Origin of the sequence: Pantoea sp. VS1, from assembly GCF_002207995.1 — a bacterium.
In the GTDB taxonomy this organism is placed as follows: domain Bacteria; phylum Pseudomonadota; class Gammaproteobacteria; order Enterobacterales; family Enterobacteriaceae; genus Pantoea; species Pantoea dispersa.
Genome location: NZ_NHZE01000010.1, coordinates 1 through 15,304, shown reverse-complemented (window position 1 = coordinate 15,304; position 15,304 = coordinate 1). Strand labels below are relative to the sequence as shown.

11 protein-coding genes are annotated in these 15,304 nt (G+C 54.1%); 4 read left to right on the top strand and 7 right to left on the bottom strand.

From position 1 onward, the window contains the following. Positions 1-1,002 precede the first annotated feature (1,002 nt). Positions 1,003-2,559 (top strand): methyl-accepting chemotaxis protein, encoded by a 1,557-nt coding sequence (locus tag CBW22_RS05500; protein ID WP_058758001.1) that lies wholly within the window; start codon positions 1,003-1,005, stop codon positions 2,557-2,559. Between the two features lie 98 nt (positions 2,560-2,657). Here CBW22_RS05500 and CBW22_RS05495 read toward each other — a convergent pair whose 3' ends face one another. Then, positions 2,658-3,947, bottom strand: a complete 1,290-nt coding sequence (locus CBW22_RS05495) for an HAAAP family serine/threonine permease (protein WP_021507261.1) — start codon at positions 3,945-3,947, stop codon at positions 2,658-2,660. Between CBW22_RS05495 and CBW22_RS25945 the strand changes: the two genes are divergently transcribed. After that, on the top strand, positions 3,935-4,180 hold the full coding sequence (locus tag CBW22_RS25945) for a hypothetical protein (protein WP_127833726.1): 246 nt from the start codon (positions 3,935-3,937) through the stop codon (positions 4,178-4,180). The two genes, CBW22_RS05495 and CBW22_RS25945, sit on opposite strands and share 13 nt — an antisense overlap. A gap of 166 nt (positions 4,181-4,346) precedes the next feature. Here the strand turns inward: CBW22_RS25945 and CBW22_RS05490 are convergent, their stop codons facing one another. From CBW22_RS05490 to CBW22_RS05480, 3 genes are read right to left on the bottom strand one after another with little or no spacing between them, the layout of a single operon-like run. Next, positions 4,347-5,342 carry a glycosyltransferase family 2 protein gene (locus CBW22_RS05490; RefSeq protein WP_088516206.1) on the bottom strand — a complete coding sequence of 332 codons (996 nt, stop codon included), beginning with the start codon at positions 5,340-5,342 and terminating at the stop codon, positions 4,347-4,349. Further along, positions 5,339-6,646 (bottom strand): oligosaccharide flippase family protein, encoded by a 1,308-nt coding sequence (locus tag CBW22_RS05485; protein ID WP_088516205.1) that lies wholly within the window; start codon positions 6,644-6,646, stop codon positions 5,339-5,341. The genes CBW22_RS05490 and CBW22_RS05485 overlap by 4 nt, the downstream gene beginning before the upstream one ends. 16 nt (positions 6,647-6,662) lie before the next feature. Beyond that, entirely contained in the window at positions 6,663-7,640 is a 978-nt protein-coding gene (locus CBW22_RS05480) for a glycosyltransferase family 2 protein (protein WP_088516204.1), read from the bottom strand. Between the two features lie 1,203 nt (positions 7,641-8,843). On the opposite strand from CBW22_RS05480, the gene CBW22_RS05475 reads away from it, so the two are divergent. Then, on the top strand, positions 8,844-10,742 hold the full coding sequence (locus CBW22_RS05475; RefSeq protein WP_176428086.1) for a flagellin N-terminal helical domain-containing protein: 1,899 nt from the start codon (positions 8,844-8,846) through the stop codon (positions 10,740-10,742). 9 nt (positions 10,743-10,751) lie between these two features. On the opposite strand, the gene CBW22_RS05470 is transcribed toward CBW22_RS05475, so the two are convergent. Continuing rightward, positions 10,752-11,669, bottom strand: a complete 918-nt coding sequence (locus CBW22_RS05470; protein ID WP_021507266.1) for a LysR family transcriptional regulator — start codon at positions 11,667-11,669, stop codon at positions 10,752-10,754. A 104-nt stretch (positions 11,670-11,773) separates the two neighbouring features. On the opposite strand from CBW22_RS05470, the gene CBW22_RS05465 reads away from it, so the two are divergent. Beyond that, positions 11,774-13,192 (top strand): aldehyde dehydrogenase family protein, encoded by a 1,419-nt coding sequence (locus CBW22_RS05465; protein WP_088516202.1) that lies wholly within the window; start codon positions 11,774-11,776, stop codon positions 13,190-13,192. Positions 13,193-13,375: 183 nt separating this feature from the next. Here the strand turns inward: CBW22_RS05465 and CBW22_RS05460 are convergent, their stop codons facing one another. Together CBW22_RS05460 and CBW22_RS05455 are read right to left on the bottom strand one after the other, a co-directional pair. Next, on the bottom strand, positions 13,376-14,098 hold the full coding sequence (locus tag CBW22_RS05460) for a hypothetical protein (RefSeq protein ID WP_088516201.1): 723 nt from the start codon (positions 14,096-14,098) through the stop codon (positions 13,376-13,378). A gap of 549 nt (positions 14,099-14,647) precedes the next feature. Continuing rightward, positions 14,648-15,241, bottom strand: a complete 594-nt coding sequence (locus tag CBW22_RS05455) for a hypothetical protein (protein WP_088516200.1) — start codon at positions 15,239-15,241, stop codon at positions 14,648-14,650. Positions 15,242-15,304 lie beyond the last annotated feature (63 nt).

Below are 15,304 nucleotides of genomic sequence, written 5' to 3'. Positions count from 1 at the left end.
CTCTGCGCGTTTTTTGCAGGGGCAGTTTATTGCGCATTCCGCCACGGTGCGGGAAATGAAATGCGCGATGAATCGCGCCGCTACGGTTTGTGCGACGGGATAATGCAGATATCCCATCCGCAATAAATCATGATGGCGCGACTTATCGCGCAGATATTCCTTTCATAGGATGCCGCTGATAACCGCACGGGTGGTAGCGGCGCAATTTATTGCGCATTCCGCCACGGTGCGGGAAATGAAATGCGCGATGAATCGCGCCGCTACGGTTTGTGCGACGGGATAATGCAGATATCGCATCCGCAATGAATCATGATGGCGCAACGTATCGTGCAGATATTCCTTTCATGTGATGTCGCTGATAACCGCACGAGTAGTAGCGGCGCAATTTATTGCGCATTCCGCCATGGTGCGGGAAATGAAATGCGCGATGAATCGCGCCGCTACGGTTTGTGCGACGGGATAATGCGGATATCGCATCCGCAATGAATCATGATGGCGCGACTTATCGCGCAGATATTCCTTTCATGTGATGCCGCTGATAACCGCACGGGTGACTGATATTCCTTCCATGTGATGCCGCTGATGACCGCACGGGGGGTAGCGGCGCAATTTATTGCGCATTCCGCCACGGTGCGGGAAATGAAATGCGCGATGAATCGCGCCGCTACGGTTTGTGCGACGGGATAATGCAGATATCGCATCCGCCTCTGCGCGTTTTTGTCGGGTGCGCAATTTTGCGCACCGACATAGGCCGTGACGCCAGCTAATTACGACCAGTGATTAATCAACCTTAAGCCCTCTTAACCGTTTTGTGACAAATCCCTAAAAAATTAAAGTTAAAACATTAGCAACCGATAACTTTAGCGCCTGCGCAGGTGGCGCCAGACCCGTCTCGTCGCAATGGCAAAAAATCTTTCCTTTACACATCATCGACATATTGCAGGCCCATCGTCTGCGTTTCCGTTTTAATACAACAGCATTCTGGCATTGCGGGGAGATCCAATGTTGAGCTTAAAGAATATGAAGGTCGGCGTCCGTCTGGGCATCGCCTTTGGTTTAGTGGTGGCACTACTGGTGGTGATTGGTATCACCTCAATCATGAAGATCAACAACATCAAGAGCGGCATTACCTCGATTGTGGAAGATCGCTATGTAAAAGTGCGCCTCGGCTTTGACGTGCGCGATGGCGTCAACGATCAGATCAAATACCTGCGCGGCATCGTCATCGATACCACGCGGCCGCAGTTCAACGTGCAGCGCTTTCAGCAGCTGGCAGACGCCACCGCCCGTACCAACGCGGCGATGAAGAAGATCGAAGCGATTCAGATTACCGCCGTGGGCAAGAAGAAAATTGCCAGCCTGCTGGCTGCCAGTCAGCAGTTTGAACAGCAGAAAAATGAGGTGCTGGATCTGGTGCGGGCCGGTAAAGCCGATGACGCCAGCTACTACGTACTGAAAAAAATTACCGCCGTGCAGAATGCCTACCTTGACCTGGCGGTGGCGTTTGCTGATTCCCAGTCCTCGCAGCTCCAGCAGGAAGGCGCCGGCATTATCGACGATGGCACCACGGCGATTGAAGTCACGCTGGTGTTCTCCGCGCTCGCCATTCTCGCTGCCGTGGTGATGGGCTGGCTGCTGACCCGTTCGATTGTGCATCCGCTGAATGAAGCGGTGACCATCGCCAGCAAAGTGGCTGCCGGCGATCTCAGCTCGCGCATTGAAATACGCAGCAAAGATGAAACGGGCGCGCTGATGCAGGCTCTGCAGGCGATGAACGATAACCTGCTGACCATTGTTTCCGACGTACGCGCCGGATCCGACACCATCGCCGTGGCGTCCAACCAGATCTCCAGCGGTAACATCGATCTCTCTTCGCGCACTGAACAGCAGGCCAGCTCGCTGGAAGAGACGGCGTCCGCGATGGAGCAGATGACCGCTACCGTGAAGCACAACGCCGACAATGCGCGCGAAGCCAACTCGCTGGTGGCGAAAACCTCCGGCGTCGCCAAAGAAGGCGGTGAAGTGATGGAGCAGGTGATTGTGAAGATGGAGGCGATTGCCCTCTCCTCGAAGAAGATTGTCGACATCATCAGCGTGATCGACTCTATCGCCTTCCAGACCAACATCCTGTCGCTCAACGCGGCGGTCGAAGCGGCGCGCGCCGGTGAACAGGGTCGCGGATTTGCCGTTGTCGCTACCGAAGTGCGTAACCTGGCGCAGCGTTCTGCCTCCGCGGCGAAAGAGATCAAAGTGCTGATTGAAGACTCGGTGGCGAAGGTGGATGAAGGCAGCCGTCTGGTGACGCACGCCGGTTCGACCATTGGTGAAGTGGTCAACAGCGTAAGCAGTGTGGCGGAGATCATGAGCGAAATCACCATCGCCAGCAGCGAACAGAGCAGCGGCATCAGTGAAATCAATCAGGCCATTACGCAGATGGAAGCGGTGACGCAGCAGAACGCCGCGCTGGTGCAGGAAGCGTCTGCTGCGTCTCAGGCGCTGCAGGAGCAGGCCGACCGTCTGGCGCAGTCGATGAGCGTGTTTAAAACCGCTGCGGTTTAAAACAGACAGCCCCGTTCTGCATGCGTCAGACGGGGCCGTTCAGTGTCGCTGGCATGTCATGGCGGTGCGCATCGGGTCCGGCGCACCGCGTCCTGCTGTTAATTCATCAGCGAATAAGCGATGGATGAAATCGCCAGAATCCCCACCAGCACCACAAACAGGTTGCTGATTTTGCCGCTGTACTGGCGCATCGCCGGGACTTTATGAATAGCGTACATCGGCATCAGGAACAGAATCATCGCAATCACCGGCCCGCCCAGCGTCTCAATCATGCCGAGAATGCTCGGGTTCAGAGTGGCAACCAGCCAGGTGGTCAGCAGCATAAACAGCGTGGTCAGGCGATTCATTTTCTGCGGCGTGATGGTTTTGCCGCGGCTGCGCAGCGACTTCGCCACCATGCCGTTGAAGCCTTCACGCGCGCCCAGATAGTGGCCGAGGAACGATTTGGTGATCGCCACGATGGCGACAATCGGCCCCATCCAGGCAATCATCGGCACGTTAAAGTGGTTCGCCAGATAGGACAGAATGGTGATGTTCTGCGCCTTTGCTGCCTGTAAATCGGCGGGCGACAGGCTCAGCACGCAGCTGAACACAAAGAACATTACGGTCACTACCATCATCAGATGGGCGCTGGCGAGAATGCGTGAACACTTCTTCTCCGCGCCGGCGCCGTACTCGGCGCGTTTCGCCACGGCAAAAGACGAGATAATCGGCGAATGGTTGAAGGAGAACACCATCACCGGAATCGCCAGCCACAGCGTCATCCAGATACTGCTGTCGCTGCCGCTTTGCGCAAACGATAAGGTCTCCAGCGCAGCGCCGTGCCAGTGCGGCACCAGATACGCAGCCAGCAGCATCAGCACTGCCACAAACGGAAACACCAGCACGCTCATCGCTTTGACAATCATCTGCTCGCCGAAGCGCACCACCGTCATCATGCCCGCAATCAAAATCAGCGACAGCAGCGCACGCGGCGGCGATACCAGCCCGAGCTGGTGCACAATAAAGCTGTCCACGGTATTGGTGATCGCTACGCTGTACATCAGCAGGATCGGGTAGATGGCAAAGAAGTAGAGCAGCGTGATGATCTTACCGGCACCAACACCGAAGTGCTCTTCCACTACGTCCGTGATATCCGCACCGGGATTTTTGCCGGAGAGCACAAAGCGCGTCAGCGCACGGTGCGCAAAGAAGGTCATCGGGAAAGCGAGAATCGCCATGATGAGTAATGGAATCAGCCCGCCCGCGCCGGCGTTAATCGGCAGAAACAGCACCCCTGCGCCAATTGCGGTGCCGTACAGGCCCAGCATCCACACCGTATCACTCTTGCGCCAGCCGGTTGCTGCCGCCTCCACCGTACCAAGGGTACCGGTTTGTGAGTTATCCATCTGTCTCTCCAAAATTGTCTCAAATGCAGCCGGAACGACGGCTAAAAATTCGCGGCGGCCTGCAGCGTGCGGTCGCTTCACAAAACGCGCCTATGCTACCCGTTTTTGCCCGGCGTGGATTGCCGCAACGCAAGACATGCATCACAAAGGCGGTAAAAATGCGCGAGATGGCGATAAAAGCAACAATAACGCACGAAACACGCACGCAATCGATTGCCTGGGGCGCTATTTGACCTGAGAAGCGTCAGGAGTGCAAGACACAGCGCGAAGTGGACGTGAGCGGGAGAATGAAGTGCGGGGGTGTTGCCTGCAGCAGAGCGCTGGGGAGGAAACTCCCCCGGCAGCTAGCCTCGGGCAATGCAGCACGTCGCCAGAGGATAACGCCGGGAGAATTAAAAATCAGAACGCCCGCATTCTGTAGAGAGCATAAAGGAAATAGTACGCTGTGATAGTATTCAAATTCATAATCATGTACTTCAGTTTTTCATTTTTATTCAGCAGCGTAAAAATACCTTTAGAATATTTTCCGCGCTTGATTTGATTAATTTCCTGCGCAATATCGGCAGGTGAAAACGAGGCGTGATACATAGCGGTGACAATCTGCATATCCAGTGCCAGCACGCGTTTTGAGATTGCTTTTAAAAAATGGTCGAGATTACCCGACGCGTACTTTTCCACAATCGAATCGTACAAATCGGTGAGCGACTGTTTACGCACTTTGAGTTCGCTGTACTGCACTTTACGTTTCGACAGCGATCCCGCCACATCCTCATAATGATAAGCCGCGCCTGGGGTGATCAGAAAATTACTGACGCAGCTGAAAAACTTCAGGTTAAACAGCAGGTCCTCACTCATCGAGACGCCTTCCATGAAGCGCAGATGAAGATCGTCAATAATCTGGCGGCGATAACATTTATTATGCAGATAGCCAATGTTGTCGCTCATCTCCAGCTCGCCCAGCACGTAAGGAATATCCTGCTGACTGAAGAATCCCGCCTGCGAGACTTTGCCGATACGGTTGTCGTTGAGATTGCCAACCATTAAGTCCACCGCTTCGGTCGGCCAGGCATTGAGATTGAGTTTGAAACTCATCAGGAAGTTATCGTCAACCCAGTCATCCGCATCGAGAAACAGGACATATTCCCCGCAGGCCTGCTGCAGCCCGCTATTGCGTGCCGCACTGACGCCTGCGTTAATTTGATTAAGCACCGTAACCTGCGGATAGTGCGCAAACTCCTGCAAAATCCGGGCACTATTATCGCGACTGCCATCGTTGACAACAATTATTTCATAGCTACTGAAGGTTTGATTTAATACGCTTTGCAGCGTACGCCTGATAGTGTTTTGCGCGTTATAGACGGGAATGATAATACTAAATAGCGTTTTTTCATTCATGATAAACTCTCTTTACTGTCTGAGGTTTTGATAGTGCTAAAGAGCTGCCATAGTTTCCTGGGGTTGAAAAAGATCAGATGAATACGCATGACCGGCTGCGCCGGGAAAAAGTAATTCAGCAGGGAGAACGATAAAAACTCGGTTAATACCACGCTCATGGCGGCACCGGTTAAGCCGAAATGCGGCACCAGCAGCAGCGACGACAGCAGGCAAATCACTAATACCGCGAAGGTTTTCTTCACCAGATAGCGATAGCCGTTATATTTGATGATGAAACGATCCATGACGCTGCTCAGCACCGCGCACATCGCACCGAGGCTGAGTAATAACGTCGGCGCGACCGCATCCAGATATTGCTCACCGTAGAAGTCACGAATAAACCAGCCCGACAGCAGCCAGATCGCCACAATTACCGCAGCGGAAACGCCAATTACCAGCAGATGCAGTTTCTGCGCTTTGACGATCGCCTGCTGGTCATTACGCTCAGCAAAAAACGCCGGATAAAACGACGCCAGCAGCGCGCTGGGTAAAAATACCCAGGCGGTCGACAACGTCAGCGCCACGGAAAAAATGCCCGCCTCTTTCACGCCGAGAAAATAAGAGACGCTGATTTGATTCACGCGGGTATAGAGCGCAACGGCAATCGCAGAGAAGATCAGCGACATGCCGGACACCAGCATGTAGCGCGAATACTTTTTCACGTGGCGCAGCGCCGGAAGCGGTGCACGCCGCTCATACAGCAGAAACAGCGTTAACTTGATGGTGAAAGGAATAAAGGTGGCGAGCACAATTGGAATCGCCAGCCAGGCCGGTTCCAGCTGGTAATAGGAGATCAGAAAGCGCACCGTCAGGCTGATCGCCAGGCCAATGACGTTGGCAATCACATTGAGACGCGCGTTGAGCCTCGCTTCGTTGTAAATATTGACCAGGTCAATGGATGAGAACAGGCAGGCAATGGCTGCCGCGCAGATAAAGACCAGCGCGTCGGCGCTCCACTCCTCTTCCATAATCGCCATGCCGACAATCGACAGCACGCAATACAGCAACAGTACCAGCAGGAAGGTCGCCATCATCAGGCGCAGGCCGGAGTGATGATTCTGCGCGATGCGTTTCAGCAAAATCACATCGCTGCCCATCAGTGCGATGGTCTGAATAAACTGAAATACCAGCATGGCGATGGAGATAATGCCGAAGGTGGTGGGCCCGACGTATTTCGCCACGTAGGAGGTGACAAAGATCAGGCCGAATACCGCAATCAGCTTTTCGGCAATCATCCACATGGAGTTTTTTAATTTGTCTTTCACAACGCCTCCGGTGCGATTATTTCTCTGCCAGCCGGCGCAGCCGTGAAACCAGGCGCGGGCTAATGAAAAACAGCGCAAAATACAGGCTCCACGGATTAAGTAGCGGTCCGGCGGAGCACCAGCTGCGGAAACTGCGGCGATAGAGCGTGATGTATTCATCAATAAAGGCGCGGCTCAGGCTGTCGCTGTGCAGCCCTTTGTGGATGTAAGACGCCGTGACTTTTAAATAGAGGTGGTAATAGCAGCGATAATGCTGGCTCGATAAAAACGCCTTCATGCCGCTGAACGAGCGGGCAAAAGAGAAATGTTTTTCCCGCAGCGCCGAACGCGTGGCGGAGTGCGTGGATTTGACGTAGTGATAAACCACCCGCTGCGTCATCACTACCTGGCGATCCTGCTGCAGATGCAGGTAGTTCATGACAAACAGCAGGTCTTCGAAATTGGCGATCTCTTCGTTGAACCGCAGCCGGTGCTGACGAATGACATCGCCGCGAAACACCTTGTCGCAGATACCGTGGCGCGGATGGTAATAGAGCAGATCGTTAATCGCCGCCGACACCGACAGCGTGTGCGCCTGCTCACGGTTGGCGGGAAAATCCAGCGGGGCACCGTCCGGGTTGAAGTGTTGTGACTCACCCACCACCATCGCCGTTTCATCACTCATCAGCCGCACATACGTCGAGAAGGCCTGGGGCGGCAGGAAGTCATCGGCGTCTAAAAAACACAGCAGCCGGCCGCGCGAGGCGCGAATGCCCCGGTTGCGCGCCGCAGAGACGCCCGCGTTGGCCTGGCTGATAAGGTGGAACTGCGGATAACCGGCGTAGCGCTGCAGGATCGCCAGCGAGTCATCGCTGGAGCCGTCATTAATAAAAATGGCCTCAAAGCGAACCTCATCCTGCTGCAGCAGGCTGTCGATGCATCTTTCCAGATAAGCTGCGGCGTTATACACCGGCACAATGACGCTAATCAGCACGTCGTTAACGGGAGTTTGCATATGACCTCAAAACATAATTTATTGGGGGTTGAACCCGCCGTGACAAAATAAAAATTGATACTGAACCGTTAATGCTTAACGTTTAACGGCCTATGCTTTCATCCGGCTTAACATTAATACACCGCTGTTTTCAGAGTTTCCTCAGCAAAATATGACCGCCGGAATAAGACTATTTTTCGCTGGCGCCAGATAAGAATTTCGCTATATATTCAGGTCAGGTTTATCTGGCGATTTAAAGGGTAAAAACCGCAGGCTACCGCCCCTGGCTTACAGCGACCAGCGTGCTGGAATTCTCTTTGGTGCATTTTCAGGCGTAAAGAAGGGGCGCTGCACTCCGCAGAGTTCAGTTATTTATCAGCCAGTTAGCCCCAACACCTCCTGCACAGCAACGTATTTATTGCGTTGCTGCCGGGTAAAACATTTATCAGATAGAGGTTTATTCGTTATCCTGATCGGCGCTACCTCTCCAGCTATTTTTTGCCGCATCAGGAGAACGGGAACTGCCGACCGCGGTTGAAAAGGTGCATCTTTCGACGGGCCTTCGCAACGAGCGTCACGACATTAACGATATTTGCTGTATGCCCTGCACTTTTATTACGCCGCGATGTGTGTTGCGCGGCGCGAGGTGCAAGTGGCGTTAATTCAGTCCGGCTATCGCAGCCGGACTGCAAATGGCACAAGGCCCAAAATTGCGATCTGATTCAAAACTTTTACCGCATTCTTACCAGGCGCAGTTATAAGGTCAATGCCTTCCAGACCAAAACGGAATTTACTCACCCGCCCCGCCGCCTTATTTCACGCTGACTGATTAGCATGGATAAAGCGCAACCGCGGCGATTGATAAGGGCGGCGCGCGCTGCTGACCAGGAATAAGAGCAGGGAAACCGGCGGATAAGTCCAGTAGCATCCTAAGCGGTTGTTATCGCAATGGGTTACGCCCTCGCCGTCCCGCTTAAGCAGTAATAATCTTTATTCATTCTGCTGACCTGCTATTTTTAGTAGTCGTCAAGCCCTGCCTCTATAAATTAGCGCCGTGCAGAAAAATACAGATCCTTACTACATCACAAACTCAACTTGGCGCGATTTCATGCTGCTTATTTTAACAATCAGCGCTTCGCTGACGTGACTTAGGCCAAATATTTTTTTAAAGAAAGCCGGTAAATGCCGATAACGCTATCAGTGTATTTATCAGTGAGCCCGGAAATGATCAGCCTGCAAACCAATCTGTCTGCCCTCAACGCCAGCAAGCAATCTGCCAGAAGTGGCGCGGCGCTGGGCGATGCGATCCGCCATTTATCGTCGGGTATGCGCATCACCAGCGCGCGTGACGATGCGGCAGGTCAGGCGATTGGTAACCGTTTTAGCAGCCAGCAGAACGGCCTGGCGGTGGCGCAGCGTAATACCGGTGACGGCCTGTCACTGGTCGAAACCGCGGAAAGCGCGCTGGATGAGATCAATAACCGCCTGCAGCGGATTCGCCAGCTGGCGGTTCAGGGATTAAACAGCACCAATTCGCAGAGCGACTCAGACGCCATCCAGGCGGAGATTAACCTCAATCTGAAAGAGATTGACCGGCTCAACACCAACAGCAGCTTTAACGGCATCAGGCTGCTGGATGGCAGCGCCGGTAAGCTGGGATTCCAGGTGGGCGCTAATGACAACGAGAAAATCAGTCTCGACCTGTCGGCACCCGGCTTCAGCGTGGAGGCGCTGGGACTTAAGGATTTGGTGATCAGCGGCATCAGCGGCAAAGTGACCAATGTCACTACCCTCACCGGCCTTGCCACCAATATGGCGTTCAGCAACCCGGCAATTACCGTGAACTATCTGCCCGCCAGCGGCTCACCGCAGCTGGTGCGCAGCAGTGGTGATAACCGCCAGTACGTACAGAGCAGCGACGCCGACGGCAAGCCGGTCTATTATCTGGCCGCCGTCAGTGCGCGCTGGGACACCGCCACGGCTGCCGGTAACGTCTCGATCAGCCGCAGCAATCCGGCGCCGCTGTACAGCAACGTCAGCAGCATTGCGTCGCGCACCATCCCGGCGGTTAATTTTCAGGACAGCAGCGGCAGCGCACTGAGCACCACGCCCGCAGCCACGTTAACGCAGGATAATGGCCAGTATTATATTGAGCAGAACAACAGCTGGTATCCAGCCACACTTAGCTTTGGCAGCAGCGGCGCAGTAACGGCACGCATGACCGGCGCTGCCGCCAAAACCGATAGTGATTTCGCCACCCTGCCGACCACGGTGACCGACACGCCGGCGATCGACACCAGCACCGCCAGCCTCAGCTTCAGCGATGCCAGCGGTAATGCAGTGAGCAATGGCCGTCTGCTGCGCATCAGCGGCGGGCAGTATGTAATGGAAGTGGATAACGGCGGCGGTAGCTACCAGTATTACAACGCCGCCGTCAGCGCGACCTCGGATGGCACCAGTAATGCCCTGAGCATCGTCGCGACCAGCGCCAGCAGCATTAACAGCTTCAGTGCGGTAAACAGCGTGACCGGCACCTCTTACATCACGCTCGATCCGGCCAATGTGGATGTGCGCTATACCGATGTCGATGGCAACAGCAGTAATGATGTGCTGAAACTCGACGCCGACGGCAATTACTACATGGATGTGCCGAACGGCAATCTGGATAAAACCGCCACCTTCGTGCGCAGCGACAGCAGCGGCAACCTGATGCTGAAAACCCTGCAGGGCGTGGGTGACGTGCAGATTTACTTCCAGGCGGCTTTGTCGTCAGTGACCGATGCATCCACCAACTTTACGACGCTGCGCGTGGCCGAGACCGGTTCAGAGATCCGCCTGAAACATCCGGACGATCCGCTCGCCACGCTGGATCGCGCCATCGGGCAAATCGACAGTCAGCGCACCCGTCTGGGCGCCGTTGCTAACCGGCTGCTCTCGGCGCAAACGTTGCAGGGTAACGCGACCGCCGCCATTGCGGCATCGCGCTCCCGTATTGAGGATGCGGATTACGCTACGGAAGTCTCCAGCCTGTCGCGTCAGCAAATTCTGCAGCAGGCCAGCAGCGCCCTGCTGGCGCAGGCTAATCAGCTGCCGCAGCAGGTGCTGAAGTTACTGAACGCCTGATAAAGGACGTCATCCGGCTTCCGATGAGGCAGAAGCATCACGCTGCGCACGCACAAATTCGCTGAGCGCCCGCAGCGCCGGCGGCACCAGCCGGTGTCCCGGATAGTAGAGGCACAGCGCACCGAGGGGCACCTGCCAGCCGGGCAGCAGGTGCACCAGTCGGCCCGCCTGCACATCCGCCGCAACCTGCTGTTCCGTCATGCAGGCAATGCCCAGACCCGCCAGCGCCGCCTGGTGGATGGCGCTCATGTCGCTGGCCGCCATACGCGGCTCGCCCTGCAGCCGATAACGCTGTTGCTGCTGGCTCAGCTCCCAGCGGTAAACGCTGCCGTCCGCCATGCGCATACACAGGGTTTGATGCTGATCGAGCGCCTCTGGCGTCTGCGGTGTGCCCGCGTGTGCGAGGTAGGCTGGCGCGGCCACCACAATCATGCGCATTTCCGGCGTCAGCCTGACGGCAATCATATCGCCCGGCACATCTTCTGCCAGCCGAATGCCGGCATCGAAGCCGTCGGCCACGATATCCACCCGCTCTTTCTGGCTGTAAATATCGACGCGAATGCGCGGATAGCGCTGCAGGAACGGCAGCAATATCGATGCGTACCACAGCGCGCTGCTCTCGGGCGGCACGTTGAGACGCAGCATGCCGGCCGGATCGCCCGGATCGCTGCCGGCTTCCTCAGCCGCGCTGCGGATCATCGCCAGCGCTGGCACAATTTTCTCGCTGAAACGCCGTCCGGCATCGGTCAGCGCGACGCTGCGCGTGGTGCGGTTGAAAAGCCGCACGCCCAGTCGTTTCTCCAGCGCGGCAACCGCATTGGTCACCGCCGAAGGCGACATCTCCAGCTCGCTCGCCGCCGCTTTAAAGGTGCCGCGCCGCGCGACCGCCAGCACAATTTCCAGTTCAGTCAGACCTGTCCGGTTCATCAATTGTTCCGTTTCGCGCAATACCCTTTGCAGGCGGAGGCGGATTATCGCCGCCGGTGGTGCGTGCTACTTTGCCGCCACGCAACATGCAAAGGAGCATAGCCATGCACATGATTGAACACATCTATATCAACGGCCAGTTTGTCACTCCTGACGGCGATGAATGGCTGGATATTATCAAACCTGCCGACGGCAGCGTAATCGGTAAAGCGCGTCTGGCCAATGCGCAGGATGCTGAACGCGCAATTGCGGCAGCCGCGGCGGCGTTTCCCGCCTTCGCCGCGACCACGGTGGCGCAGCGCATCACCCTGCTGGAACAGATGTACCATGCGGTTAACCGCGCCGAAAGCGAGCTGCGCGCGGCGATCCTTGAGGAGTACGGCGCGCCCACCGCACGCTCCGAGTGGATGAGCCGCTATCCGGCTGACGTGATTCTGCAGGTAATAGAAGAGCTGAAACGCTATCCGTTTGTACAACAGGCAGGCCGCGCGCAGGTGCAGATGCTGCCGCTCGGCGTTGCCGGCCTGATCACGCCATGGAACAGCAACGCGGGCTTTATCTGCCATAAACTGGCGACCGCGATTGCCGCAGGCTGTACCGCCGTGATCAAACCCAGCGAGTTCAGCCTGTTGCAGACCCAGGTGATCACCAGGGCGCTGCACACCGCCGGTTTGCCTGCGGGGGTGTTTAATATCGTCACCGGACGCGGTGCCAGCGTCGGTGAAGCCCTGAGCCGCAGTCCGCAGGTGGCAAAAATCTCCTTCACCGGCTCGACCGCCACCGGCAAAGCGATTTTGCGCAGCGCCGCCGACACCTTTAAACGCGTCACGCTGGAGCTGGGCGGTAAATCACCGACGCTGATTTTGCCGGATGCCGATGCCGCCCAGGCGGCCGAACTGGCGGTGCAGGCTGGCTTTATCAACAGCGGCCAGGCCTGTATTGCCGGCACGCGCATTCTGGTGCCGGAGCAGCGCAAGGCCGAGTTCGAACAGGCGCTGACGGCGGCAGTCGCTGCAGAGGTCTCCGGCGATCCGGCTGACGCGCGCACCACTATCGGGCCGATGGTTAACGAGAAACAGTGGCAGCGCGTGCAGCACTATATTGCGCTTGGCGAACAACAGGGCGCGCGCCTGCTGACCGGCGGCAGCGGCCGCCCGGACGGGCTGCACCACGGCTGGTATATCCGCCCGACGCTATTCAGCGATGTCACCAATGAAATGCCGCTGGCGCGTGAAGAGATTTTTGGCCCGGTGCTGAGCATCCTGACCTACCGCGATGAAGCCGAAGCCATCGCCATGGCCAACGACAGCGATTACGGCCTGTCGGCACTGGTGATCGGTGCGGATGAACAGCATGCGCGCAACGTGGGAGAACAGCTGATCGCCGGCCGCGTGATGATCAACACGCTGGCACACGAACCGCGCGCGCCGTTCGGCGGTTTTCGCCACTCCGGCATAGGCCGGGAGATGGGTCAGGCGGGTATCAGCGCATTTCTGGAACCACGGGCGCTGATTGCTGGTTAAGGATGAGGTGAGCGCTGCAGTGAATAGCACTGCGGCGCAGGGTGTAATGCCAGAGCCGTTTTCTTCTCTTTAGATTGTCACTTTACCGATCTTCTCAAGTGAGTATTTTTCTATGGCAGACGCCAGGGCGATCCAAAATTTTATTACCATGAAATACGAAGGTAGTAATCCTCTTGTGCCAACTCAGGCTGATCGCATTTCAGCCTGCACCAGTTCATGCATTTGAGAAATCGTGGCTTTAATATACTCCTCCTGCGGTTTAAATCTCGACATGTGTCGAACGCAAACAACAGGAACAGATTTATCGTTGAATCGGCCAACGAAACCAAACGTTGTGAAATAATCCTTTGGATGGGAGTACATCAATGTATCTTTATCGCCAAAATGCTTCAGTAACAGGCTTGCAGCAGAGAGTGATGACAGCCCGTTGCTGTGCGCAATAATCAATTCCGGATGACACATTGCCAGTGTTACTTCCTCAAAAAAAGACATTGAGTTTTTTATCAGCTCTTCCATTGTCTGATGATGTTTGATGGCTTCCTGTTTCAAGGATGCTGCGTTTTCGGAACACATCATCAAAGCATTGGTGTAAACCACATCCTGCCAGTTATAACCCAGACTGGCTGGAATTTGCTGTAAGCGTCTGGCCAGATGGGTAATTCCCCACGATCCCTGCGTTCCCTTTACTACGTTTGAAACGTCAGGTTCTTCATAATCTTTAATTATCGAGCTTGCATTCGACATATGAGCATCCACCGCCGAGCCATTGAATCCCAGCATGATAAGACGCTTTCTGGCTGGAGGAGCCGCTAAAAGCTCAAATGCGTTATCAAAAGGTCTGCCGGGAAGATTGCTGAGATCAAACCTGGCTAATCCATCTAAAATAAATTTTTTTGTTATTTCCATATCACCCTCAATTCCACGGTTATGTCAAAGCTGTCTTCTGTTCTATCGAGGCGGCCTTTTCCTTACCCGAATCGCGTTGAGTTTAACCGCCACATTAGAGTCATTAAAATGGCTTAAAGGAAGATCATCCTGGACGGTAAGCATTATCCTGATGAATTTGTAATTAAATCGCTAAAACAGATTATTAATTTTGGCCGTTCTGTTTACAGCGTGGCAACACTTACAGGAATGACTTTTCTCAATCTCAGGCCTGAATAAAGGCGCGGTCACTTTACCATACTGTATAGATAGCGGGTACGCACATCCGACGCCCATCCCTTTCTGCGTACGCAAAAAAATCGACAAGCTTATGGATGCTTCGGTCCCAAATCTGTCACACAGGCTGAATCGGGACGATAAGAATGTTAGATAAGGGATTGATTTAACTGGTGCCGGAAACAGTAATAAAACATCACATTAAGTCATTGTTTTTATTGATATTTTATTTATATGTTTTTAAAGTGCCCCCTTTAACACCCCCCATTGAACTGCTGTTTAGGGGCATTTTGATCAATTATGGTCTCTCTTGTAGTTGCGGGTAAACTCAACAAACATATTGTGAGCAGCCTGCTCATCACCTAAAGCAACTTCGCGCATGACCTCTAAGAGAAGTACGGTCATAGGCATCACTTCAGCAAGGTCCAGATCTGCGGGATAGCTATCTGGGTCAATGGCCATATCGAGATTATAAAACCACCATAATTCAATCTTTCGTGTGAGAGAGATTATCGTATTAATCTCATCGGTTACATTAAGTAAATCAGCCTCCGGAATCAAGTCAAACATTTCGTGAGAAAGTTTATTCCTGATTTTTTTTAGGCGTTCAAATGTCTCGATATCACTCTGTTCTAAAGCATTATTTTCCGTCAACCAACTTATCGATGCATAAAGTCTACTTTTATTTCTATCTAATACTTTTTTCCTATACTCTACGAATTCATCTTCGTTTCCAAAACTTAAGTAAAAACGCTCTAACTTTCCAATTACTATCTCCTTTAGTAGCTCAAACGATGCAATAAATATAGAATAAGAAATAACCCTTTCCTTTAATGTTTTTGGCTCTAATATTCTCACCCATTTTTTATAATTCTCATCGGTATTCATTACTCAATCCCGTTTAAATAAATCAACATATTCAATCAACATGTTTTCATTAAGGTCTTTAGG

Excerpts from the sequence above, each read along its gene's own strand:
- CBW22_RS05475 (WP_176428086.1), top strand. The coding sequence starts at position 8,844 with ATGATCAGCCTGCAAACCAATCTGTCTGCCCTCAACGCCAGCAAGCAA.
- CBW22_RS05460 (WP_088516201.1), bottom strand. The coding sequence starts at position 14,098 with ATGGAAATAACAAAAAAATTTATTTTAGATGGATTAGCCAGGTTTGAT.
- CBW22_RS05480 (WP_088516204.1), bottom strand. The coding sequence starts at position 7,640 with ATGCAAACTCCCGTTAACGACGTGCTGATTAGCGTCATTGTGCCGGTG.
- CBW22_RS05465 (WP_088516202.1), top strand. The coding sequence starts at position 11,774 with ATGCACATGATTGAACACATCTATATCAACGGCCAGTTTGTCACTCCT.
- CBW22_RS05500 (WP_058758001.1), top strand. The coding sequence starts at position 1,003 with ATGTTGAGCTTAAAGAATATGAAGGTCGGCGTCCGTCTGGGCATCGCC.
- CBW22_RS05490 (WP_088516206.1), bottom strand. The coding sequence starts at position 5,342 with ATGAATGAAAAAACGCTATTTAGTATTATCATTCCCGTCTATAACGCG.
- CBW22_RS05495 (WP_021507261.1), bottom strand. The coding sequence starts at position 3,947 with ATGGATAACTCACAAACCGGTACCCTTGGTACGGTGGAGGCGGCAGCA.
- CBW22_RS05470 (WP_021507266.1), bottom strand. The coding sequence starts at position 11,669 with ATGAACCGGACAGGTCTGACTGAACTGGAAATTGTGCTGGCGGTCGCG.
- CBW22_RS05455 (WP_088516200.1), bottom strand. The coding sequence starts at position 15,241 with ATGAATACCGATGAGAATTATAAAAAATGGGTGAGAATATTAGAGCCA.